This window comes from Dactylosporangium sp. CA-139114 (assembly GCF_050955725.1).
Lineage (GTDB): Bacteria > Actinomycetota > Actinomycetes > Mycobacteriales > Micromonosporaceae > Dactylosporangium.
The window spans coordinates 6,803,082-6,825,112 of the sequence record NZ_CP192080.1 but is presented as its reverse complement, the minus strand read 5'-3'; the positions used below and the strand labels follow the sequence as shown (position 1 = coordinate 6,825,112).

Genomic DNA, 22,031 nt, shown 5'->3' with positions numbered 1-22,031 from the left:
TCAGGTCGCGATGTCCGGGTACGGCAGGTCGAAGTGTGCCAGCCGCAGCGCGTACTCCTTCTGGAACCCCAGCGGCTCGGGGTGATCGCGCTCGAACATCGCGATGAACAGCGTCAGTGTCAGGAACGGGTGCGCGCCGAGCTCGAACAGCGCCACGTAGTCGTGGCCGGCCAGCGCGGCCCGCTCCCGCGCCGAGAACGCCTGCCACGTCGAGGCCTCACCGGTGTGGCAGTTCAGCAGCGCGTTGGCCAGGTTGGCCTCCCACCACGCGACCGTCTCGGCGGGCTCGGTCCGGTAGCGCTCGACGAGCTCCGGGTCGCGGTCCACGGTGAAGAGGAACTTGTCCAGCAGGTACTTGCTCATGCCGGCCCCCCCGACGGATACCAGGTGAAGTACGCCTCCATGGTGTGGAACAGGTCGTAGGTGTCGACGTAGTCCGCCTTCCGGCCGGCCCCGGCGACGCCCATCATGAGCATGAAGTCCATGAACCCGTGCGTGGCGTTGCCCGGCGCGTGCAGGCTGTCCAGCGTCACCTCCGACAGGCACCCCTCGAGGTCGCCGTTGGCGATCCACTCCACGGCGCGGGCGTCGAACTCTGGGTCCGGGCCGTGCGGGCCGAACTGGCGGGGGCCGCCCAGCTCCAGCGACAGGTGCCCGGTGCCGATGACGGCCACGCGCAGGTCGCTCGGCCAGGCCTCGACGAGCTCGCGGATCGTCTGGCCGAGCTGGACGAAGCGCTTCGGCCGGGGCAGCGGCGGGGCGAAGATGTTCGTGTAGACCGGCACGATCGGCAGGTCGGCCTCGGGCCGCAGGGTGATGATCGGGCAGGTGATGCTGTGGTCGATGCGCAGCTCGTTGCTGAACGCGAGGTCGAAGCCCGCGTCGAGACCCTCCCGCAGCATGTACGCCGAAAGGTCCTCCTGCCCCGCGAGCCGCATCCGCGGCAGGCCGAACTCGCGCTCCTCGTTGTACCAGTTGGCGTCGTAGAACGGCGCCTTGCCGATGAGGAACTGCGGCATGTTGTCCAGCCACAGCTGGTGGAAGTGGTCCGAGCCGACCATCACCAGCACGTCCGGGCGGGCCTTGGTGAGCGTCTCCCGGAAGCGCAGGATCTTCGCCACCCACTCGTCGGCGAACGGCGGCCGGTCCTCGCCGGTGGCCGTGCTGGCCTTGTAGTAGAAGGGGTGGTGCGTCGAGGCGATCACCGCGACGATCTGGGCCACGGCGACTCCTTCCTTCTAGGGGGTGTACCGCGCGTTGCGGTCGACGGTCTTGTAGATCTCGAGGCCGAGGTTCGTGCGCCGCTCCTCGGCCAGGTGTCCGAGCAGGCCGGCCGCGCGGGCCAGCAGCGCGAACCCGCGCAGCATCTCCACCGGCAGGCCGAGGTCCGCGAGCGCGGCCCCGCAGACGCCGGCGCCGTTGAGCGGCAGGGTGCGGCCGAGGACCGCCGGGTGCACGCGGCCGATGGCCTCGAAGAGGCGCAGGTGCGGCCCGCGCAGGCCCTCGGCCTCGGCGATGCCGATGAGCACGGGGGTGCGCGGGTCCTGGACCTTGTGCACGGGGTGGCCGAGGCCGGGCACGAACCGGCCGGCCGCGCGCTGGTCCCGGACCGCCCGCTCGGCGAGTGCGTCCCAGTCCGCGTCGGTCGCGGGAAGGTCGCCCTGCCCCTGCAGTACCCCGGAAAGGAACCGCCCGCAGTCCTCGGTGACGCCCAGGAACCGGGAACCACCGCCCAGCAGACCCGCGGCCAGGGCGCCCTGGAGGGCCTCCGGGGCGCTGGCGTAGGTGACGCGCGCGGCGATCGCGGTGGGCGTGAACCCGTGGTCGGCCAGCGCGACGAGCACCGCCTCGAACACCCGCGTCTCACCCGGCGCGGGGCGACGGCCGGCCACCAGCCAGAAGGCCAGCTCGCCGAAGCCGACCTTGCCCATCAGGTCGGCCGCGAGGTCCTGGCCCAGCAGCCGGATCTGGTCGGCGTCGGACGTGCCGATGCCGGTGGGGAAGCTCAGCTCTTCAGCCATTGGCGGATCTCCTCGCCGTGCTCGTCCAGGGACGGGGGTGGCAGCTCGTAGCGCGGCGGTGTCGCCGAGAAGGTGATCGGGTTGCGCACGCCGGGGATGCCGCCGGTGACCACGACGGGGTCGAGCCCGAGTTTCTCGGCGTAGGCGACGCCGCCGTCGATCGTGTTGATCGGCGCGCACGGCACCCCGGCCGCGGTCAGCAGGGTGAACCACTCGTCCTTGCCCTTGGTGGCGAGCACCTCGACGAGCAGCGGGCGCAGGGCCTCGCGGTTGGCGGTGCGGTCCTGGTTGTGCGCGAACCGCGGGTCGTCGAGCAGGTGCTCCAGGCCGAGGACGCCGCACAGCTTGCGAAACTGCGGGTCGTTGCCCGCGATCACGATGAGCTCGCCGTCGGCGGTGGGCAGCGGCTCGTACGGGAACAGGCTCGGATGCGCGTTGCCCATCCGGAACGGCACCGTGCCGCCGGCGACGTAGCCGCTGCTGTGGTTCACCAGGCCCGACAGCGCCGAGGAGAGCAGGTTGACCTCGACGTGCTGGCCGCGCCCGCTGCCGGCCCGGTGGTGCAGCGCGGCGAGGATGCCCAGGCCCGCGTGCATCCCGGCCATCACGTCGAACACGGAGATGCCGGCCCGGAACGGCGGCCCGTCGGCGTCGCCGGTCAGGCTCATGAGGCCCGAGATGGCCTGGACCATGAGGTCGTACCCCGGCAGGGACGCCCCGGCCGCGGTGCCGAAGCCGGAGATGGACGCGTAGACGAGCTTCTCGTTGCGCTCGGCGAGGGTCTCGTAGTCCAGCCCGAACCGCTTGAGGCCGCCGGGCTTGAAGTTCTCGATGAGCACGTCGGCGCGCCCGGCGAGGGCCCGCGCGGCGGCGAGGTCGTCCGGATCGCGGAAGTCCAGCGCAATCGAGCGCTTGTTGCGGTTGATGCCGAGATAGTAGGTGGAGAGGCCGTCGCGAATCGGGGGCATCCACGTGCGGGTGTCATCCCCGCCCGGCCCCTCCACCTTGATGACGTCGGCGCCGAGGTCGGCCAGCAGCATCGTCGCGTACGGCCCCGCGAGAATCCGCGAGAAGTCCGCGACGAGCAGCCCGTCCAATGGTCCCACGCTGCCTCCGTCCGCTCTACGGACAACCGTCCGCAACTCGTTGACACGGTACATCACCGAGAACAGAATCACACCACCTAACCAATCTGCCCGCCAGGCGGACGGACGTCCGAGATTGGAGCCCCTAATGGGCGCAGTCATCTTCCGCAACGCACTGGTCCTCACCATGGACGACACCCACACCGTGCTCCCGGGCACCGATGTCCTGATCGTCGACGAGCGCATCGCCGAGATCGGCGTCGGCCTCACCGCCCCGCCCGGCGCGCAGGAGATCGACGCCTCCGGCGGCATCCTCATGCCGGGCATGATCGACACGCACCGCCACATGTGGCAGACCGCGATGCGCGGCTACGGCGCGGACTGGACCCTGACCCAGTACTTCGTCTGGTACTACCTGGAGTCCGGCAAGCACTTCCGCCCCCAGGACATCTACGCCGGCAACGTGCTCGCGGCCTGGGAGGCCCTCGACGCCGGCGTCACCACGACCGTCGACTGGTCGCACGGCCTGCAGACCACCGAGCACGCCGACGCGGCCGTCGACGCCCTGGAGTCGGTGCCGGGCCGGTTCGTCCTCGCGTACGGCAACATCCAGCAGGGCCCGTGGGAGTGGTCGGCCGCGCCCGAGTTCCGCGACTTCATCCGCCGCCGCATCACCGGCTCGGACCTGCTCGGCTTCCAGATGGCCTTCGACGTCACCGGCGACCCGGCGTTCCCGGAGAAGGCCGCGTTCGAGGTGGCCCGCGACCTCGGCGTGCCCGTCACCACCCACGCGGGCGTGTGGGGCGCGACCAACGACGACGGCATCCGGCTCATGCACGAGCACGGGTTCATGACGCCGCAGACGGTCTACGTGCACGCGGCGACGCTCACGCACGACTCGTACCACCGCATCGCCGCGACCGGGGGCAGCGTCTCGGTGTCGACCGAGAGCGAGCAGAGCGCCGGGCAGGGCTACCCGCCCACCTGGACCCTGCGCGACCACGACATCCCCGTGTCGCTGTCGATGGACACCAGCGTGTGGTGGAGCGGCGACCTGTTCTCCGCCATGCGCACGACCCTCGGCGCCGACCGGTCCCGCGAGCACCTCGTGGCCCACGACCGCGCCGAGACCGTCACCCACGTGCACCTGCGCGCCGAGCAGGTCGTGGACTGGGCGACCCGGGGCGGCAGCCGGGCCCTCGGCCTCGACGACCGGATCGGCAGCATCCAGACGGGCAAGAAAGCCGATGTCGTACTGCTCAAGAACGACGCCAGCCCCGTCATGTTCCCGATCCTCAACCCGTACGGCCACGTCGCCTTCCAGGCCCAGCGCGGCGACGTGCACACCGTCGTGGTCGACGGCCGCGTGGTGAAGCACGAGCACCGCCTCGTCGGGGCCGACCTCGCCAAGGCCCGCGCCGACGTCGAGGCGACCGTCGAGCACCTCATCGCCACCATGGGCCGCGACGCGTGGGAGCGGGGCATGAACCCCGACATCCCGGAAACCAAGGTGATGGACAATCCATACACGTACACCGACTACGACGCCGGCTCGGCGCAGTGGAAGCAATAGGGAAGGGTCTTCATGCCACGCGAAGCGGGACCGGACTTCATCGAGGCTCTCGCGCGCGGTCTGGACGTGGTGCGCTGCTTCCGGCCGGGCCGGCCGGTGATGACCCTCAGCGAGGTCGCCACCGCCACCGGCCTGGCCCGCCCCACCGTCCGGCGAATCCTGCTCACCCTGGAGGAGCTCGGCTACGTCCGCTCGTCGGGTGAGCGCGGCTTCGCGCTCACCCCCCGGGTGCTGGAGCTGGGCATGGCCTACGTCAACGCGCTGTCCGTGTGGGACGTGGCCCGCCCGCACATGGAGCGCCTGGTCGCCGCCACGGGCGAGTCGACGTCCCTGGCCCAGCTCGACGGGTCCGACATCGTGTACGTGGCGCGGGTGGCGGTGCCGAAGATCGTCACCCTCGCCGTCAACATCGGCACCCGCTTCCCCGCCCCGGCGACCTCGATGGGCAAGGTCCTCCTGGCCGCCCTCACCCCCGACGAACTGACCGCCCGGCTGGCCGAGCCGACCCGCTCGGGCATCGACCCGCGCTGGCGCCCGCCGCGCGAGGAGCTCGACGCGGCCCTGCGCGAGGTCCGCACGAAGGGCTGGGCCCTCGCCGACCAGGACCTCGCGCCCGGCATCCGCTCGGTCGCCACGGGCCTGCGCAACGGCGAGGGCCGCGTGGTCGCGGCCATGAACGTGACCGTCCACGCCGCCGAGACGACCGTCGAGCACCTGCTGGAGCACCACCTGCCGCTGCTGCTGCGCGCCGCGGCCGACATCAGCCACGACTGGTCGCTGCTGGGCACCGTCCCGCTCGCTACCGCAGCGCGCTGAGCTCCGCCGCGCTCGGCAGGCCCGCCCGCGCGCCCACGGCCGTCGTGGCCAGGGCGCCCGCGGCGCAGGCCAGGCGAGCGGCCTCGTCGAGGTCGTGGCCCGCGTCCAGGGCCCACGCCAGCGCCCCGCAGAAGGCGTCGCCCGCGCCCGTGGTGTCCACCGTGGCCACGCGGTGGCCCGGGATGTCGACGGTGCCCGACGCGCGGTGGATGCGGCACCCGGCCGCGCCGAGCGTGACGACCACGGCCTTCGCGCCCCCGGCCAGCAACGATGCGGGGGAGCCGAGCACGGCCAGCTCGTGCTCGTTGGGCACCAGCACGTCCACGAGCGACAGCAGTTCGGGCGGCAGTGGTACCGCCGGTGCCGGGTTGAGCACGAACGTCCATCCGCACCGGGCCGCCGCCAGCACCGCGTCCAGCGGCACCTCGAGGCTGGCCAGCAGCACGCCCTCGCCGGTCAGGGCGGGCACGTCGGCGGGGGAGAGGTTCGCGTTGGCGCCGGGCACGACGGTGATGGCGTTCTCGCCGGTGTCGTCGACGAGGACGACCGCGAGGCCCGTCGGGGCGGTGTCGTGCACCACGCCGGACAGGTCCACGCAGGACAGTGAGGCCGCGTCGAAATCGGGCCCGACGCGGGCGATCAGGCGGCACGAACCGCCGAGCCGTGCGACCGCCGCGGCCTGGTTGCCACCCTTGCCCCCGTGGCCCGTCGAGGAGCCGGTCGCGATGACGGTCGATCCGGGCGCGGCGATGCTGGGCACCCGCACCACGAGGTCGGCATTGACCGCCCCGATCACCACGACGCTCACAGACGGGATCGTACGTGAGCGGGACCTACTCGTGCGTGAGGGCGAGCAGCGCCGCGTGGGTCTCGGCGTCCGCGGCCGCGATCAGGCCGCCCGGGCCGGGGGTCACGGGGTGGCCGTGCAGGTCGGTCACGACGCAGCCCGCGGCCTCGCACAGGGCGATGCCGGCCGCGAAGTGGACGCTGGCGGCGACGTCGCCGTCGGTGAGGTACGCCGCCCGCCGGCCCGTCGCCACCCAGGCCAGGGCCAGGGTCGTGGACAGGACGCGGGGGCGGAACCGGGCCTCGAACGCCGGGTTCGTGAGCAGGCGGGCGACCCGGATCGCGGGGGCGTTCGGGTACGGCGGGTCCAGGTTCAGGTCGACCAGGGCCGTGTGCGCGCAGGGGCGTAGGGGGCCCCGGGTGGAGTACAGCTGCCGGGAGAACGGATCGGCGACCGCGGCGGCGATGGTTCGCCCGGCGGCTCGCAGGGCGACGTTGACCGCCACCGCCATCGTGCCCGAGGCGAAGTTCAGGGTGCCGCAGAGCGGGTCCACGAGCCAGGTCCGCCCGGTGGCTCCCGGTCCGCTGTGGCCGCTCTCCTCGCCGAGGACCGCGTCGCCGGGGCGGGCGGCGCGCAGGACGGCGAGGATCGCGGCCTCGGCCTCCAGGTCCGCCGCGGTCGCGAAGTCCCCGTCGCCCTTGTCGACGCGGGCGAGGTCGTCGCCGAAGCGGGAGCGCACCACGGCGGCTCCCGCCTCGGCCGCGGTCACCGCGAGCTCATGGTCGCTCAGCATCCGGCGAGTGTACGGCCGCTGAGCCTCCGAGCCTGAACGACGGCAACGCCTGGTTCCGTCCGGGTCGCGGCACGCGGCGGACGAGCCGTGGTCGCCGCGGGCCGGATGCGGACCATGTCCACGCGGCCACGATCCCGCGCCGGGGTGCCCGCGCCGCGTGGACGGGCGCGGGCTCGCCCCGCGACTCCCCCGGAGGTTAGAGGCCGAGCTCGTTGAAGAGGTACAGCCAGATCTCGCTGCGCGTCGGGAACGCGGGGATGGCGTGGCGCAGGCGGCCGAGCGGCACCTCGCCCACCACCGCGATCGTCGCCGCGTGCAGGAAGTCCGCGACCTCGGAGCCGGTGATCGTGGCGCCGACGATGACCTGGCGCTCCTCGTCGATCACGAACCGGCTCGTGCCGCGGGCGCCGTTGCCGTAGTAGGAGCCGCCCGCGTTGCCCGACGTCGGCAGGTCGACCACGCGCACGGTGATGCCGGCGGCGCGGGCCGACTCGGCGGTGTGCCCGACCGCGGCCACCTGGGGGTCGGTGAAGATGACGCGCGGGGCGCCGCTGCCGTCGGCCAGGTGGGTCGCGGCCATCGGCCGGCCGAGGATGTGCCCGGAGGCCAGCGCGGCCTGGTACTTCGCCATGTGCGTGAACAGCGCCCGGCCGTTGAGGTCGCCGACGACGTACAGCCAGTCGTGGCCCGGCACCCGGGTGTGCTCGTCGACGGTGACGTACCCGTTCTCGGCCAGCCCCACCGAGGCGAGCCCGAGCCCGCTCGTCTCCGGCACCCGCCCGGTCGCCACGAGCAGCTCGTCGCCGGTCGCGGTGCTGCCGTCGCCGAGGGTCACCACGACCGTCTCGCCGTCACGGCGCACCGCGGTCGCCTTCTGCGCGGTGCGGATGTCCACGCCCAGTTCGCGCAGCGACGCGGTGACCTGCTCGCACGCGAACTCCTCCTCGCGGGGCAGCAGCCGCCGCTCGCCCTCGATGAGCGTCACCTTCGAGCCCAGGGAGGCGTACGCCTGGGAGAGCTCCGCCCCGACCACCCCGCCGCCGAGCACCACCAGCCGCCCCGGCAGCGTCTTCGCGGTCGTGGCCTCCCGGTTGGTCCAGGGCCGGGCCTCGGCGAGCCCCTCGATCGGCGGCAGCGCCGGCGCGGTCCCGCCCGCGAGGATCACCGCCCGGCGCGCGACGAGCGCGGCGTCGCCGACGACCACCCGCCGCTGTCCGTCGAGGCGCCCCCGCCCGCGGAACAGGGTGATGCCGCGCTCCTGCAGCCACGGCAGCTGCCCGGCGTCGTCGAGGTCGCCGATGAGCTCGTCGCGGCGGCGCAGCACCGCGGAGGCGTCCAGCGGCCCGGTGACCGCCTCCCGCACGCCCGGCACGCGGCGCACCTCGGCCAGCAGCTCGCCCGGGCGCAGCAGGGCCTTCGACGGGATGCAGGCCCAGTACGAGCACTCCCCGCCGACCTTGCGGTCCTCGACGATCGCCACGTCCAGCCCGGCCTCGGCGAGCCGCCCGGCCGCGACCTCGCCGCCGGGTCCCGCTCCCACGACCACGACGTCGAAGCTGTGTTCCTGCATCAGGGTTCCTTCCCCTTCGCCTCCTCGGTATCTCGACCGTACGCGCACGGGTGGCGGGGTTGCGCCGGGGCGGAACAATGTGGGTGTCGGTTCTTACAGGGGAGGCACCCGGTGCACGTTCAGGACTATCTGTCCGCCATCGTCTTCGGCGCCGTCATCGGCGTCGTGGCGCGCATCATCCTGCCCGGCCGCCAGTCCATCGGCATCATCTTGACCACCCTGATCGGCATGGGCGCCGCGGTGGCCGGCACGTGGGCCGCGGACCGGTGGGACCTGCACAGCGACAAGCACTTCACGGTCGCCGGGCACAACTACGACTGGCTGGTCGTCGGTGTCCAGGTCGGCATCGCCGTCGTCGGTGTCGGCGTCGCCGCCGCCCTGACCAGTGTCTTCCGCTCGGACGACCGGCACCACCACCACGACCGCTACGACTACGACCGGTAGCCTCAGCGCTCGTTGAGCAGCCGGGCCAGGTGGGCCTGGTCCTCCAGGATCGCGGTGATGCGCGACTGGACCGCGTCCATCTGGCCGATCGTGTCGCTCGTGGTGTGGATGCCGGCCGAGACCGAGCGGGCGCTGTCCTGAATCCCGGCGATCTGCTCGGCCACCTTCTGCGTCGCCGCCGCGGTCTCGCGAGCCAGGTCCTTCACCTCGCCCGCGACGACCGCGAAGCCCTTGCCGACGTCGCCGGCCCGGGCCGCCTCGATCGTGGCGTTCAGGGCGAGCAGGTTGGTCTGGTCCGCGATCGAAGAGATGATCTTGATGACGTCGCCGATCGCCGCCGACGCCCGGCCGAGCGCGTCGACCTCGCCCGTCATCGTCGACGCGCGGCTCACCGCCTCCTGGGCCACCCCGGCCGCGTCGCTGCTCGCCTCCCGCAGCCGGGCGATCGACTCCAGCAGCATCCGGCCGGTGCGCTCCGCCGCCTCCCCGGCCCGCACGATGTCCAGCCGCTGGGAGACCAGCTGCTGCACGTTGCGCAGCGCCGAGGCCCGCGACTCGCTCAGCGAGATCCGCTCCGTGGTGAAGAAGTCCATGGTGCCGACCACCCGGCCGCCCGACTGGATCGGGAAGCAGACACCCGAGCGCACCCCGGCCCGCTGCGCCGCCGGCGCCCGCACGCAGTCGGTCAGCTCGGCGAGGTCGGCCACGAACACCAGGTCGCGCGCCCTCCACGCCCGGCCCGACAGGCCCACGCCCTCGGCGAACGTGGCCGCGAGCGTCACCTCGCGGAACTCCGGCCCGGCCGAGCCGGACTCGTAGCGGAACGCGAGCACCGGGCCGGTGCCGCGGTCCTCGACCTCCCAGTACGACCCGTAGGCCCACCCGAACGAGCTGCGCACCTTCTCCAGCGCCGCCCGGATCGCCGCCTGGCTGTCGCTGGAGTGCCCGAGCGCCGTCACCACCTCGGTCACCGCCGCGCGGTCCTTCGCGTCCTGGCGCAGCTCGGCCGCCGCGAGCACCTGGGTGCGCGCGAGCTCGGCGATGCGCAGGATCGCGTTCCACTTCTGCGTCCTGGGCTCGTCGACGTGGAAGCGGTACGGCGAGTAGTACTCGAACACCGCGACCACGCGCCCGTCCCGCACGACGGGCACGACCGAGGCCGCGACCATCCCGGCCCGCACCGCCTCCGCCGCCCGCGGGCAGTCCCGCACCTCGGTCAGGTCGCCCGCGTAGATCGCCTGCCGGCTCTGGGCCGCGCGCGTGACCATGCCCGTCGGGGCCGCCCGCACCCGGTCGAGCGCCGGCCCGGTGGCGAACCCGATCTCCAGCGTGCCGCCGGGCCCGGTCGGCAGCCAGACGGCGCCGTACTGGTAGCCGTACGAGCGCACCAGCGACTCGACGGTGATCCGCCAGGTGCTCGCCTCGTCGGCCGCCCCGCTGAGCGCGGTGACGAGCTCCTCGAGCGCCTCGACATCCCTCGGCGCCGGCTCCGGGTGGCCGGACGATGCTGAACGCGACAACAGCCTCACGCCAGGCCATCGTCACCCGGGAGCGCTTCTGTAGCTATTCGGTTCGCACATGGAACTTCCAGGAAAACGGACATGAACCGCCCATTCGCCTGGATCGTCGAAAACCCTGCGCGACTGGGCGGCCGGCGAACGACGTGATCGACAACGGTCGGGGCGGTGCGGGACGCGCGGGCGCGGGAACCGCTACCGTGTGCGCCATGGCAACGATCGGTGACGTGGCGAAGCAGGCGGGAGTCTCCCCGAGCACGGTCTCGTATGTCCTCAGCGGCAAGCGGACCATCTCGGACGAGACCCGCGCGCGGGTCCTCGCCGCGATCGAGGTGCTCCGCTACCACCCGCACGCCGGGGCGCGGGCGCTGGCCAGCAACCGGTCCAACGTCATCGCGCTGATCATGCCGCTCTACACCGGCCTGTACGTGCCGATCCTCATGCAGTTCGTGATCTCCGTGGTGACCGCCGCGCGCCGGTTCGACCACGACGTGCTGCTGCTCACCCAGGACGAGGGGGAGAAGGGCCTGGAGCGGGTGTCCGCGAGCTCCCTCGCCGACGGGCTCATCGTCATGGACATCGAGGAGCACGACCCCCGGCTGCCGCGGCTGCGCACCCTCGGCCGGCCCTCGGTGCTCATCGGCTTCCCGGCCGACGGGACCGGGCTGACCTGCATCGACCTGGACTTCGCGGCGGCCGGCGCGCGGTGCGTGGACCACCTCGCCGACCTCGGGCACCGGTGCGTGGCGCTGGTCGGGTCGCCGCCGGAGGTGTACGAGCGGGGGCTCGGCTTCGCCCGCCGCACCGCCGACGGGTTCCACGAGGCGCTGCGCCGGCGGGGACTCACCGGGTCGACGGTGCCGTGCGAGCCGTCCCCGGACGCCGTGCACGCCGTGGCGGAGTCGCTGCTGGCGCGCCATCCGGACCTCACGGCGGTCGTGGTGCACAACGAGCCGGCGGTACCGCTGCTGCTGGACGCCTTCGCCGCGCTCGGCCGGTCCGTCCCGCACGACGTGTCCGTGGTGGCCATCGGCCCCGACGACCTCGCCGAGCGGTCCAAGCCCCGGCTCACGTCGGTCGGCATCCCGGCGGAGGAGATCGGCCGGCGCGCGGTGGAGCTGGTCGCGGCGAAGCTCGACGGCCGCCCCGTCCCCGACGCGACGCTGGTCGAGCCGGTGCTGGTGCCGCGGGACAGCGCGGGCCCGATCCGCTGACGGGACAACCGGCAAGGCCATGATCCGGTACCGTGTGCGCCGCCCCGTCCGCGAGCCCACCCGGAGCTGAGCCGCCCATGTCCGAACTCTCCTGCCGCTTCTGCCACCGGACGCCCGCCGCGAACGTACGCTTCCACGGCCACCAGGGCATGCTGGTCCTGATGCGCTTCAGCCGCCTCGACGGCCCGTTCTGCCGCGACTGCGGGCTCGCCGCCTACCGCGACATGAGCGCGCGGACGATGGTGCGCGGCTGGTGGGGCGTGTTCTCGCTGTTCGCCACCGCGGGCGTGCTCCTGCTCAACACGGCCCGCCGCGGCCGGGTGGCGGCGCTGCCGCAGCCGCAGCGGGAGCGCAACGAGCACACCCTGGACCCCGGCAAGCCGCTGCTGGACCGCCCCGCCGCCTACGGCCTGCTGGTGCCGGCGCTGCTGCTCGTCTTCGTCGGCTGGTCGGTCGTCAACGGCGGCTGAGCCGGAGCACCGGGTGGCCGCGCGGCCGGCTAGGACAGGTAGTCGGCGACGGTGATCGACCGCTGGCGGGCCAGCAGGGCCGAGACGCCCTCGGCGGTGAGCGGCTCGGCGAGGTGGTAGCCCTGGCCCCGGGTGTAGCCGAGCTCGCGCAGCACCGCGGCCTGCTCGGCGCTCTCCACGCCCTCGGCCACCGTGTCCAGGCCGAGGGCCCGGGCCAGCTGGATCACCGCGCGGGCGACCGCCTGGCGGGCGTCGGCCGCCGCGGGCCGGCCGTCGTCGATCTCGATGCCGTCCACGAAGGACTTGTCCAGCTTCACGATGGCGGCCGGGAAGGCGCGCAGCAGGCTCAGCGAGGACTCGCCGGTGCCGAAGTCGTCGAGGGCGAGCCGGATGCCGAGCCGGTCGAGCTCGTGCAGGGTGCGCGACACCTGCTGGCCGCGCAGGACCGCCGACTCGGTCACCTCCAGCACCAGGTGCTCGTACGGCAGGCCGGTGTCGGCCAGGGCGGCGGTCACGTCGGCGACGAAGTCGGGGTCGTGCAGCTGGCGCGCGGAGACGTTCAGGCCCGCCTCGAGCAGGCTGCCGGGGCCGAACTCGGCGCGCCAGCGGGCCGCCTGGCGGCAGGTCTCGCGCAGCACGAACAGGCCCAGCGGCACGATGAGGCCGGTGCGCTCGGCGGCCGTGATGAACTCCGCCGGGCTGATCACGCCGCGGACCGGGTGGTGCCAGCGCACGAGGGCCTCGACGCCGACGACGCGGTGGTCGGCGAGGCGCAGGATCGGCTGGTACACGACCCGGAACTCGTCGTTGTCCAGCGCCCGGCGCAGCTCCCCGCCGAGCTGCATGTGGGCCAGGACCGGCTCGGCCATGCCGTCGACGTACCGCACGAACCCGGCCTTGCCCCGCTGCTTGGCCGTATACATGGCCACGTCGGCGTCGCGCAGCACCGAGTCGACGGTCGCCCTGACCGGCTGGTCGGGCCAGGCGGTCGCGATGCCGACGCTGGCCTGCACGAGCAGCCGGTGCGCGCTGATCGGCTGGTCCAGCGCGGCCAGCAGCCGCCGGGCGAGGACCTCGGGGTCGGCGCCGGCCCCGGTGAGCAGCACCGCGAACTCGTCGCCGCCGACGCGCACCGGCAGGCCGTCCGTGCCCACCTCGGCCCGCAGCAGCCGGGCGACGGAGACCAGCAGCTCGTCGCCGACGCCGTGGCCGAGCAGGTCGTTGACGGTCTTGAAGTCGTCGAGGTCGACGAGCAGCACGTGGGCGGGCTCGGCCGCGGCCAGGGCGGCGGCGATCCGGTCGCGGAACAGCGCCCGGTTGGCCAGGCCGGTGAGCCCGTCGTGGCTGACCTCGTGCTGCAGCCGCTCCTCCTGCACCCGCGTGCTGTGCAGCAGCCGGGCGTTCTCCCGGAACGCGAGGTACTGCCGCAGCGTCACCAGCACCGTGACGAGCACCGCGGCGAGCAGTACCACGCGGCTGGGCCAGCCCAGCGGCGCGCCGAGCGCGACGGCCACGAGCGGCACGTCGGCCGCGGCCACGGCGAGGTAGGGCAGCAGCACCCCGCCGCGGCCGCGGGCGCGGCGCAGGCCCAGGTCGGCCCGCACCTGGGCGAGGACGGCGAGGGTGGCCAGCAGCGGCGTCAGCGGCATCACGATCGCCTGGGCGGGCGCGCTGCCGGCCGCGCCGAGCCGGACCGCGAGGACGGTGACGATCGCGGCGGTGACCCCGCCGGCGGCCGCCATCAGCCGGATCGCGTCGCGGTCGACGGGCCCGCCGGCGACGTAGGACACCTTCGTGGCCGCGCCGACCGCGACGAGGAGCCCGAGCCCGGTGAGCACCATCGCCTGCGGGCTCCACGGCTCCGCGGCGGCGATCATGGGGGCCAGCCCGGCGTACCAGAGCACGACCGCGCAGCCGAGGAACCCGATGGTGCGGTCCAGCAGCATGCGCCACCACTCGACGCCCTCGGCGGCGACGACGGGCACCCGGATCATGGCCCAGATCGCGACGAGGAACCCGACCGCGGCGCACGCGGCGGCCGGCACCGGCATGGGGTGGGTCCGGGCCTCGGTGGAGTGCACGAGCATGTCGACGGCGAACCAGGCGTAGCCGAACGAGATGAGCGCGACGGCGGCGAGCATGGTGCGCCAGAACCGCCGCGCGACGGGCTGCAGATCGCCGGCGCGCAGCAGCCGGTACACGCTCACGGTGGCGAACACGCCGCCCAGCGGGGCGAAGACGTAGGCGATGGCCTCGGTGCCCGCCCCCACGGTCAGGTGGGCCACGCACCACACGGTGCCGAGGGCGGCCACCGCCGCGGCGGCGAGCACATAGCGCCGGGCCTCCCGGGTCACGGATGGAACGATAGCGTGCCCGTTGCGTGCCGGATCTCACCCGAACGTTCCGTTCCGGCCAGCGCATCAGCGCCGAATGGGCGGGCCTCCCGTCGATGCCCGCTCGGGGCCGCCCGCCGGCGCGGCGGCCGGCCGCGGGCGGGACCACCACTGGGCGAGGGCCACCGCGGCGAGCACGAGCAGCGCACCGCCGAGGGCGAACCAGACGCTGATCTCCGTCTTCCTGTGCTGCAGGGTCACCTGGCTGGGCAGGTCGTGCAGCACGTCGCCGAGGGCCTTGGCGTTGTCGGCCTTGAAGTACTTGGCCCCGGTCATCTCCGCGACCTTGGTCAGGGTCGGCTCGTCCATGTCCTGGAACCGCCCGCGGCCGCCGAAGCCGAAGCCGCCGCCGCCCGGCCCGCCGCGGAAGCTCTGGTTGCCGCTGATCTGGTTGCTGGAGCACACCATCGGCGAGGGCTGGTCGGTGCCGAAACCGATGGTGAAGACCCGCAGGCGGCGGGCGGCGGCCTGCTCGGCGGCGGTGATCGGGTCCACGCCGTCGGTGTTGCGCCCGTCGGTGAGGATCACGATCGTGTCGGGCTCGTAGTCGCCGCCGCCGGCCCCGGCGGTGCCCCCGTTGTCGGGAACCTCGACGCCCGTCGGGGGCACGTCGGGGTTGATCTCGGCGATGGCGTCGATCGAGGCGAGGATGGCCAGGCCGATGGCGGTGCCGCGGGAGGTCCGCAGCCCGTCGATCGCCTTGGCGAGCTTGTCCTTCTCGGTGGTGGGCGGCACCAGCAGGCCCGCGGTGCCGGAGAAGGCGACCAGGCCGATCTTCGCGCCGCCCTCGTGCTCGGCGATGAACTCCTTGGCCGCCGTCTGCGCGGCGGTCAACCGGTTCGGGTCGACGTCGGTGGAGCACATCGATCCGGAGACGTCGATGGCCAGCAGGATGGTCGCGGCGTCGTCGGGCACGAGCACCGACGCCTGCGGGCGGGCGGCGGCCGTGCCGGCGAAGAGGATGCCGGCGGCGAGCAGGCCGAGCGGGACGCGCCGGCGCCACGAGGAGCGGCCGGGCAGCGCGGCGCGCACGAGGGCCACGCTGGACAGGGTCACGGCCACCTTGCGGCGACGGCGGCGGCTCCACCACCGGTAGGCCAGCAGCAGCGGGAACGCCAGCAGGATCGTGAGGGCCCACGGCCAGGTCAGCGACATCAGAGGATCCGTCCGAACCAGGTGGTCATCAGTATGCCCCCGATGGTGAGCAGCAGCACCGCGATCGCCGCGGCCGCCCCGGTCAGCTCGACCGGCTTGCGCTCGGTGGTCAGCCGCAGGTCGAGCGACTGGTACACGTCGTGCAGCGCCTGCGCGTTCTCGGCGCGGTGGTAGTTGCCGGCCGTGGTCTGCGCGATCTGGGTGAGCAGGTCCTCGTTGAGCGACGTCGCCACCTGGTAGCCGTCGACCTCGACGGTCGCGCCGTCGACGGTGCCGACGCCGACGGTCTCGATGCGCACCCCCGCCTTCGCGGCCAGGCTCGCCGCCGCGAGGGCGTCGGGGCCGCCGGTGTCCTCGCCGTCGGAGAGCACGACGATCGTGGCGTTGCCGAAGTACCCGATGTCGGGCGCCGCCTCGCCCGAGTTCCCGTCCGGCAGGCTCACGGGCTTGCCGACGACGACCGTCAGCGAGGCGAGGATCGCCTGGCCCAGCGAGGTGCCCCCGTTGACCTGCAGGCGCTTGATCGCCGCGGCGGTCGCGTCGTGGTCGTCGGAGGGCTGCTGGGTGGTGAGCGCGCCCTGGTCGAAGGCGACGATGCCGATGTTGACGGTGTCGGGCTGGGCCGCGACGAACTCGGTCGCCGCGGACTTGGCGGCGGCGAGCCGGCTGGGCTGCACGTCCCCGGCCTTCATGCTGTTGGACACGTCGAAGGCGAGGATGACGGTGCCGGCGGCGCGCGCGACGGGCAGCGTGGCGGCGGGGCGGGCGACGGCGAGCAGCAGCAGGGCCGCCGCGGTCAGGAACATGACCTGCGGCAGGTGCCGCCGCAGCGCCGACCCGGCCCGCAGCGCGGCGGGGCGGCGGCGGTGCATCCGGAAGTACACGAGGAACAGCGCGACGGTCACGACCACCGCGACCGCCACGAGCAGCGGGTATTCGAACGTCATCGGCGCCTGCGCCCGGTGTCACGGACCATGGCGACCAGCGCCTGCAGCGGGTCCTCGTCGGTGCTGACCACATGCCCGCGCACCCCCGAGCGGCGCATGGCCTCGGCCACGCCGGCCTCGCGCGCGTCGACCTCGGCCCGCAGCCGCAGCCGGAACTGCGGGTCGCCGGTGTCGACGAGGATCTGCTCGCCCGTCTCGGCGTCCTCGACGACCACGAGCCCGAGGTCGGGCAGGTCCAGCTCGATCGGGTCGACGACCCGGATCGCGATCACCTCGTGGCGCAACGTGAGCCGGGTCAGCTGCGGCTCCCAGCCCTCGCCGATGAAGTCGGAGACGACGAACACGAGGCTTCTGCGCCGCGCGGTCGACGCGGCGAGGCGCAGCATGGCGGCGAGGTCCGTCGCGCCCCGCTCGGGGCCGCGGGTGGAGGCCCTTGCGATCTCATGAGCCAACCGCAGCACGTGTACCCGTCCGGCGCGCGGCGGCAGCACGAGCTGTTTCGCGTTGTCGTAGAGGATCGCGCCGACCCGGTTGCCGCCGTACGTGAGCAGCCGGGCCAGGCTGACGGCCAGCTCGGTGAGCGTCGCGTCCTTGCCGTTGCCGGCCGTGCCCACGCGCATCGAGGCCGAGAGGTCCAGCACCAGCCAGGCCGTGAGCTCGCGGTCCTCGGTGTACTGGCGCACGAACGGCTCGTCGAGGCGCGCGGTCACGTTCCAGTCGATGTGCCGCACGTCGTCCTCGGCGGTGTACTCGCGCAGGTCGGCGAAGTCGATGCCGGTGCCGCGGAAGACCGTGCGGTACGACCCCTGCACCTGCCCGTCGAGGCGGCGCAGGATCTGCCACTCCAGGCGGCGCAGCAGGCGATCCTCGGCCGTGGTCATGCGCTCAGCGGCTTCCGTCGCGCGCCGGGGCCGGTGCGGGCACGGCGACCGCGGCGAGCACCTGGGCCACGATCATGTCCGGGGTGACGTCGTCGGAGAGGGCCTCGTAGGACAGCACGAGCCGGTGGCGCAGCACGTCCGGGGCGAGCTCGTGCAGGTCCTCGGGCACCACGTAGTCGCGGCCGCGGATGAACGCCAGGGCCCGCGCGGCCAGCACCAGGTTGATCGAGGCGCGCGGGCTGGCCCCGAAGGTGACGTAGCGGGTCAGGTCGCCGAGCCCGACGTCGGCCGGGTTGCGGGTCGCGTTCGTGAGCCGCACCGAGTATTCGATCAGCGACGGGTCGACGTAGACCTCGTCGACCTGGCGCTGCATCTCCACGAGCCGGTCGGGGTCCACGACGGCCTGGGTGACGGCCTCGGGCAGGATGGCCCGCTCGACGATCACGAACTCCTCGGTCGGGCTCGGGTACCCCACCAGGACCTTCATCATGAACCGGTCGACCTGCGCCTCGGGCAGCGCGTAGGTGCCCTCCGACTCGATCGGGTTCTGGGTGGCCATGACCAGGAACGGCTTGGGGATCCGGTGGGTCTCCCGGCCGATGGTGACCTGCCGCTCCTGCATCGTCTCCAGCAGGGCGCTCTGCACCTTGGCCGGGGCCCGGTTGATCTCGTCGGCGAGCAGCAGGTTGGTGAAGACCGGGCCGAGGCTGACCTGGAACTCGCCGGAGGGCTGGTGGTACACCCGCGTCCCGACGATGTCGGCGGGCACCAGGTCCGGGGTGAACTGCACCCGGTGGAACTGCCCGCCGATGGCCGCCGCGAGGGCCTTCACGGCGAGCGTCTTGGCCAGGCCGGGGACGCCCTCGACGAGGATGTGGCCGCGGCTGAGCAGGGCGACCATGAGCCGCTCGAGGAGCCCGTCCTGCCCGACGATGGTCTTGCGGACCTCGTAGAGCACCTGCTCGACGGCGGTCGCGTTCGGTACGTCCATGCTCTTCCTTACCGTCATTGTTCCGGTCCTGGTTCACCGGGCCCGGTCGAGCCCGGGGCCGCGCCGGTGGGTACCGATCTTCCTCACCGTCATTGCTCCGGTCCTGGTTCCCCGGGGCCCGTCGAGCCCAGGGCCGCGCCGATGGGCACCGCGAAGCCGACGCCGACGAACGTGCCGGCCGAGGTGGGGTTGGCCAGCGCCACCACGATGCCGATGACCTCGCCCTTCGCGTTGACCAGCGGCCCGCCCGAGCTGCCCGGGTTCACGGCCGCGTCGAACTGGATGAGCCCCGTGAGCTTCGTGCCGTCCGGGTTGGCCGCGGCCCGGTCGAGCCCCGAGATGACGCCGGTGGTCGTGCTGCTGGTCAGGCCGAGCTGGTTACCGATGGCCACGACGTCGTTGCCGACCGCGATCCGTCCCGAGTTGCCCAGCACGGCCGGGACGAGCACGTCGGGCAGCGTCGCCGGCGTGAGCGTCGCGATGTCGAGCTCCGCGTTGGACCCGGCGACCCGCGCGGCCGACTCGGTGCCGTCGGCGAAGCGGACCTTGATCGCGGTGCCGCCCTTGACCACGTGGTACGCGGTCAGGATCGTGCCGGTCGCGTTGGCGACGACCCCGGTGCCGGTCGCGCCGCCGTCGGGGAGCGTCGTCTCGATGGTCACCACGGACGGCGCGACGGCCTGGTAGATCTGCGCCGTGGTGGGCGGCCCGGACGCGCTGGGCGAGGCCCCGGCCGAGGGCCTGGTCGCCGCGGGCGCCGCTCCTTCGCCGCCGGCCTGGAACGCGAGGATGCCGGTCGCGACGATGGCGAGCACGACGACGCCGACGCCGATGCCCAGGTCACGGCGGGTGAGTGCCACCGGCGTCCGGCTGCTCCTGCCATCCTGCCCGGGTTGCGGGTCCGGCTCCGGGCTCGGGCCGCCCGGGCTCGGGCCGCCCGGGCTCGGGCCGCCCGTGCTCGGGCCGCCCGTGCTCGGGCCGCCTGGGCTCGGGCTGCCCGTGCTCGGGCTGCCCGGTTTCGGTCCGGGCCATCTCGCGAGAGCGGGTTTCGCGGGCTCGCGCTGTTTGGAGCCGGGTTCCGCGATGACCGTCACCTCGGGGCCGGCCCACTGCCGCTCGGGCTTCCCGGCTGGGCGCATGGGGCAAAGATAGCGTCGGTAGCTCGGAGAACGGTAAGAGTGCGCTCGGTCGTGCGGCCTGGTGTCGTGCTCATGGTTCGTCATCCGCACGGGTTCGCGTTCGTGGTGGAGCGACTGGGGGAAGTATTCGCGGACCCTGCCGCCGGGCGGCCACTTGCTTGTGCCGGGGCGGATCGGGTCCGGGTCCGGGTCCGGCACGATCTGCGCGTCCGGCCGCTGTAGTTCCGGCCGCAGCCTGCGGGCACCTCGGACGGGCCGGTGGTGGAGATCGCGGCCACGGTGTGGTGCCGGGCGGTCGCTCCGGTGCCGGCCACCTACGGGATCTCCGAAGCCGTCCGCATTGCTGCCCTCGATTGCGGCCTCTGTGTGCGGCCCGCGTTGCCGGCCGCGTTGCCGCCCTCGTTCGTCGCCCTTGTTGCGGCCTCGCTCGTCAGCCGTCCGCGTTGCTGCCCTCGATTGCGGCCTCTGTGTGCGGCCCGCGTTGCCGGCCGCGTTGCCGCCCTCGTTCGTCGCCCTTGTTGCGGCCTCGCTCGTCAGCCGTCCGCGTTGCTGCCCTCGATTGCCGGCTCTGTGTGCTGCCCGCGTTGCCGCCCTCGTTCGTCGCCCTCGTTGCGGCCTCGCTCGTCCGCCGGTGTCAAAATCGGACAGGCGCCCGCGAGGGCCCCGGCGGTGATTACTAAATTATCGAATTGCCGGTAATCAGTAATCGGTAATTCGGCGAACGTCACAGAGCGTGCATCCGTGGCGGGAAGTGCCCGCGAGGGAGGATTGACCGGTGGCGGAGCTGATGCGGGTGGATCTGGGGGAGGTCGAGTACACCGAGGCTCTCGAGGCGATGCGCGGCTGGGTCACGCAGCGTCAGGCCGGCGCCGCCCCGGACCGACTGTTTCTGCTCACGCACCCGCCGATCGTCACGTACGGGCGGCACACCGCGCTCTCCGACCTCCCCCGCGACGGATCACTGCCCGTCATCGAGGTCGACCGCGGCGGGCACGCGACCTATCACGGCCCGGGGCAGCTCGTCGGGTATCTGGTCATGAACCTGCGCGACGGTGGCCCCGGCGATGTCGTGCGCTGGCTCGAGCTCGCGCTCATCGAGGCGCTCGGGGATCTCGGGTTCGCGGCGGTGCGCCGGGACACGCCGAAGGGGGCGGACAGCCTCGTCGGGGTGTGGACGCCCGAGCACCACAAGATCGTGTCGATCGGGATGCGTATCCGGGGCGGTGTGACCAGTCATGGGTTTGCCGTCAATGTCGATTCGGATCTCGGGGTGTACGAGCGGTTCGTGGCCTGCCGGCTCGATGGGGTCACGATGACGTCGCTGCGGAAGATGGCCGAGGATGCCGGGGTCCCGGTGCCGTCCATGGAGCGGGTGCGGGACGCGGTTGCCCGGCGCCTCGGGGCCACCGTCGGCGCGACCTCCACGCCGAGCGCCGGGGCGGCGTAGCCGAGGCGTCTTCGGCGGCGGCCTGCTCCATTCGGGGTGTCGGGGTGGTGTGGCCGAGGTGCGTTCGGCGGCGGCCTGCTCCACTCTGCGTGTCGGGGTGGCGTGGTCGAGGTGCGTTCGGTGGTGGTCTGCTCCACTCCGCGTGTCGAGGTGGGGTGGTCGAGGCGTCTTCGGCGGCGGCCTGCTCCACTCTGCGTGTCGGGGTGGCGTGGTCGAGGTGCGTTCGGTGGTGGTCTGCTCCACTCCGCGTGTCGAGGTGGGGTGGTCGAGGCGTCTTCGGCGGCGGCCTGCTCCACTCCGGGTGTCGGGGTGGCGTGGCCGAAGCCCGGTCAGTGGTGGCCTGCTGCACGCTGAGCGTCGGCGGCGGTCTGTACGGTCGAGCGTGCCCGAAATCCGGGCGATCAAAAACGGCCACGGCGACCAGCCGGCGTACGTGACACCGGGGCGCCCCACCGGGGTGAAGGTGTGAACAGTGAGGCCCTGTCGCCGGGGCGTCCGCGCCCGTTGAGTGTGGGAACGGCGTGGCTCCTGTCGCCGGGGCGTCCGCGCCTGCTGGGTGTGGGAACGGCGTGGCTGCTGTTGCTGGGGGCATCCGCGCCTGCTGGGTGTGCGAACGGCGTGGCCCCTGTTGCCGGGGTGTGCCGCGGGCTGAAAAGGCGCCGCCCTGCGCCCGCACCAGGGCCCGCCACGAGTGTGCGAACGGTCATGCCCTACTGCCGGGCTGTGGACGCGTTCGCCGCGGTAGGGCGGAAACCGGCGAATGCCCCGTCGGGCGAAAAATGCGGATA

General features: G+C 73.2%; 20 protein-coding genes. 6 read left to right on the top strand and 14 right to left on the bottom strand.

The features are described 5' to 3' along the window. Genes ACQP2P_RS30345 through ACQP2P_RS30330 form a run of 4 tightly spaced genes read right to left on the bottom strand, consistent with a single transcriptional unit; the run spans nucleotide 1 to nucleotide 3,127 of the window. Nucleotides 1-363, bottom strand: a complete 363-nt coding sequence (locus ACQP2P_RS30345) for a hypothetical protein (protein WP_433606548.1) — start codon at nucleotides 361-363, stop codon at nucleotides 1-3. Then, complete coding sequence (locus ACQP2P_RS30340; protein ID WP_433606546.1) at nucleotides 360-1,223, bottom strand: extradiol ring-cleavage dioxygenase; 864 nt, start codon at nucleotides 1,221-1,223, stop codon at nucleotides 360-362. The genes ACQP2P_RS30345 and ACQP2P_RS30340 overlap by 4 nt, the downstream gene beginning before the upstream one ends. Before the next feature lie 15 nt (nucleotides 1,224-1,238). Continuing rightward, nucleotides 1,239-2,021, bottom strand: coding sequence for a citryl-CoA lyase (locus ACQP2P_RS30335; protein ID WP_433606544.1), 783 nt, complete (start codon nucleotides 2,019-2,021; stop codon nucleotides 1,239-1,241). Further along, nucleotides 2,006-3,127 carry a CaiB/BaiF CoA transferase family protein gene (locus ACQP2P_RS30330; protein ID WP_433606542.1) on the bottom strand — a complete coding sequence of 374 codons (1,122 nt, stop codon included), beginning with the start codon at nucleotides 3,125-3,127 and terminating at the stop codon, nucleotides 2,006-2,008. Before ACQP2P_RS30330 ends, ACQP2P_RS30335 begins: the two co-directional genes overlap by 16 nt. 127 nt (nucleotides 3,128-3,254) lie before the next feature. Here ACQP2P_RS30330 and ACQP2P_RS30325 point away from each other — a divergent pair, with 127 nt between their 5' ends. Next, nucleotides 3,255-4,679, top strand: a complete 1,425-nt coding sequence (locus ACQP2P_RS30325) for an amidohydrolase family protein (protein ID WP_433606540.1) — start codon at nucleotides 3,255-3,257, stop codon at nucleotides 4,677-4,679. Between the two features lie 12 nt (nucleotides 4,680-4,691). Next, entirely contained in the window at nucleotides 4,692-5,495 is an 804-nt protein-coding gene (locus ACQP2P_RS30320) for an IclR family transcriptional regulator domain-containing protein (RefSeq protein ID WP_433606538.1), read from the top strand. Here the strand turns inward: ACQP2P_RS30320 and ACQP2P_RS30315 are convergent. From ACQP2P_RS30315 to ACQP2P_RS30305, 3 genes are all read right to left on the bottom strand, one after another. Further along, entirely contained in the window at nucleotides 5,479-6,303 is an 825-nt protein-coding gene (locus tag ACQP2P_RS30315; protein ID WP_433606536.1) for a ribokinase, read from the bottom strand. The genes ACQP2P_RS30320 and ACQP2P_RS30315 overlap by 17 nt on opposite strands. A gap of 25 nt (nucleotides 6,304-6,328) precedes the next feature. Beyond that, on the bottom strand, nucleotides 6,329-7,075 hold the full coding sequence (locus ACQP2P_RS30310; protein ID WP_433606534.1) for an inositol monophosphatase family protein: 747 nt from the start codon (nucleotides 7,073-7,075) through the stop codon (nucleotides 6,329-6,331). Between the two features lie 196 nt (nucleotides 7,076-7,271). Then, nucleotides 7,272-8,645 carry a dihydrolipoyl dehydrogenase family protein gene (locus ACQP2P_RS30305; protein ID WP_433606532.1) on the bottom strand — a complete coding sequence of 458 codons (1,374 nt, stop codon included), beginning with the start codon at nucleotides 8,643-8,645 and terminating at the stop codon, nucleotides 7,272-7,274. 111 nt (nucleotides 8,646-8,756) lie between these two features. Between ACQP2P_RS30305 and ACQP2P_RS30300 the strand changes: the two genes are divergently transcribed. Then, entirely contained in the window at nucleotides 8,757-9,089 is a 333-nt protein-coding gene (locus ACQP2P_RS30300; protein WP_433606530.1) for a GlsB/YeaQ/YmgE family stress response membrane protein, read from the top strand. Between the two features lie 2 nt (nucleotides 9,090-9,091). Here ACQP2P_RS30300 and ACQP2P_RS30295 read toward each other — a convergent pair whose 3' ends face one another. Beyond that, nucleotides 9,092-10,618, bottom strand: a complete 1,527-nt coding sequence (locus ACQP2P_RS30295; RefSeq protein WP_433606529.1) for a methyl-accepting chemotaxis protein — start codon at nucleotides 10,616-10,618, stop codon at nucleotides 9,092-9,094. A gap of 197 nt (nucleotides 10,619-10,815) precedes the next feature. On the opposite strand from ACQP2P_RS30295, the gene ACQP2P_RS30290 reads away from it, so the two are divergent. Together ACQP2P_RS30290 and ACQP2P_RS30285 are read left to right on the top strand one after the other, a co-directional pair. Further along, nucleotides 10,816-11,820: a LacI family DNA-binding transcriptional regulator gene (locus ACQP2P_RS30290; protein WP_433606527.1), complete on the top strand. Its 1,005-nt coding sequence runs from the start codon at nucleotides 10,816-10,818 to the stop codon at nucleotides 11,818-11,820. Nucleotides 11,821-11,897: 77 nt separating this feature from the next. Further along, the gene (locus ACQP2P_RS30285) at nucleotides 11,898-12,290 is read left to right on the top strand and encodes a hypothetical protein (RefSeq protein ID WP_433606525.1); all 393 of its coding nucleotides are present in this window, start codon (nucleotides 11,898-11,900) and stop codon (nucleotides 12,288-12,290) included. A 29-nt stretch (nucleotides 12,291-12,319) separates the two neighbouring features. Here the strand turns inward: ACQP2P_RS30285 and ACQP2P_RS30280 are convergent, their stop codons facing one another. From ACQP2P_RS30280 to ACQP2P_RS30255, 6 genes are all read right to left on the bottom strand, one after another. Further along, nucleotides 12,320-14,644: a putative bifunctional diguanylate cyclase/phosphodiesterase gene (locus ACQP2P_RS30280; RefSeq protein WP_433606523.1), complete on the bottom strand. Its 2,325-nt coding sequence runs from the start codon at nucleotides 14,642-14,644 to the stop codon at nucleotides 12,320-12,322. Between the two features lie 66 nt (nucleotides 14,645-14,710). Beyond that, on the bottom strand, nucleotides 14,711-15,838 hold the full coding sequence (locus ACQP2P_RS30275; protein ID WP_433606521.1) for a VWA domain-containing protein: 1,128 nt from the start codon (nucleotides 15,836-15,838) through the stop codon (nucleotides 14,711-14,713). Then, a complete protein-coding gene (locus tag ACQP2P_RS30270; RefSeq protein ID WP_433606519.1) occupies nucleotides 15,838-16,785 on the bottom strand; it encodes a vWA domain-containing protein in 948 nt (315 codons plus the stop codon). The genes ACQP2P_RS30275 and ACQP2P_RS30270 overlap by 1 nt, the downstream gene beginning before the upstream one ends. Next, nucleotides 16,782-17,666, bottom strand: coding sequence for a DUF58 domain-containing protein (locus ACQP2P_RS30265; protein ID WP_433606517.1), 885 nt, complete (start codon nucleotides 17,664-17,666; stop codon nucleotides 16,782-16,784). Before ACQP2P_RS30265 ends, ACQP2P_RS30270 begins: the two co-directional genes overlap by 4 nt. 4 nt (nucleotides 17,667-17,670) lie before the next feature. Beyond that, nucleotides 17,671-18,657: an AAA family ATPase gene (locus ACQP2P_RS30260; protein ID WP_433606515.1), complete on the bottom strand. Its 987-nt coding sequence runs from the start codon at nucleotides 18,655-18,657 to the stop codon at nucleotides 17,671-17,673. 89 nt (nucleotides 18,658-18,746) lie between these two features. Continuing rightward, nucleotides 18,747-19,517: a S1C family serine protease gene (locus ACQP2P_RS30255; RefSeq protein WP_433606513.1), complete on the bottom strand. Its 771-nt coding sequence runs from the start codon at nucleotides 19,515-19,517 to the stop codon at nucleotides 18,747-18,749. 1,054 nt (nucleotides 19,518-20,571) lie between these two features. On the opposite strand from ACQP2P_RS30255, the gene lipB reads away from it, so the two are divergent. Continuing rightward, complete coding sequence (gene lipB / locus ACQP2P_RS30250) at nucleotides 20,572-21,243, top strand: lipoyl(octanoyl) transferase LipB (protein WP_433606511.1); 672 nt, start codon at nucleotides 20,572-20,574, stop codon at nucleotides 21,241-21,243. Nucleotides 21,244-22,031: the final 788 nt, after the last annotated feature.

What these genes read in the sequence shown, in the direction of transcription:
- ACQP2P_RS30345 (WP_433606548.1), bottom strand. Translation starts at nt 363, where the DNA reads ATGAGCAAGTACCTGCTGGACAAGTTCCTCTTCACCGTGGACCGCGAC.
- ACQP2P_RS30335 (WP_433606544.1), bottom strand. Translation starts at nt 2,021, where the DNA reads ATGGCTGAAGAGCTGAGCTTCCCCACCGGCATCGGCACGTCCGACGCC.
- ACQP2P_RS30325 (WP_433606540.1), top strand. Translation starts at nt 3,255, where the DNA reads ATGGGCGCAGTCATCTTCCGCAACGCACTGGTCCTCACCATGGACGAC.
- ACQP2P_RS30320 (WP_433606538.1), top strand. Translation starts at nt 4,692, where the DNA reads ATGCCACGCGAAGCGGGACCGGACTTCATCGAGGCTCTCGCGCGCGGT.
- ACQP2P_RS30310 (WP_433606534.1), bottom strand. Translation starts at nt 7,075, where the DNA reads ATGCTGAGCGACCATGAGCTCGCGGTGACCGCGGCCGAGGCGGGAGCC.
- ACQP2P_RS30305 (WP_433606532.1), bottom strand. Translation starts at nt 8,645, where the DNA reads ATGCAGGAACACAGCTTCGACGTCGTGGTCGTGGGAGCGGGACCCGGC.
- ACQP2P_RS30290 (WP_433606527.1), top strand. Translation starts at nt 10,816, where the DNA reads ATGGCAACGATCGGTGACGTGGCGAAGCAGGCGGGAGTCTCCCCGAGC.
- ACQP2P_RS30285 (WP_433606525.1), top strand. Translation starts at nt 11,898, where the DNA reads ATGTCCGAACTCTCCTGCCGCTTCTGCCACCGGACGCCCGCCGCGAAC.
- ACQP2P_RS30275 (WP_433606521.1), bottom strand. Translation starts at nt 15,838, where the DNA reads ATGTCGCTGACCTGGCCGTGGGCCCTCACGATCCTGCTGGCGTTCCCG.
- ACQP2P_RS30270 (WP_433606519.1), bottom strand. Translation starts at nt 16,785, where the DNA reads ATGACGTTCGAATACCCGCTGCTCGTGGCGGTCGCGGTGGTCGTGACC.
- ACQP2P_RS30265 (WP_433606517.1), bottom strand. Translation starts at nt 17,666, where the DNA reads ATGACCACGGCCGAGGATCGCCTGCTGCGCCGCCTGGAGTGGCAGATC.
- ACQP2P_RS30260 (WP_433606515.1), bottom strand. Translation starts at nt 18,657, where the DNA reads ATGGACGTACCGAACGCGACCGCCGTCGAGCAGGTGCTCTACGAGGTC.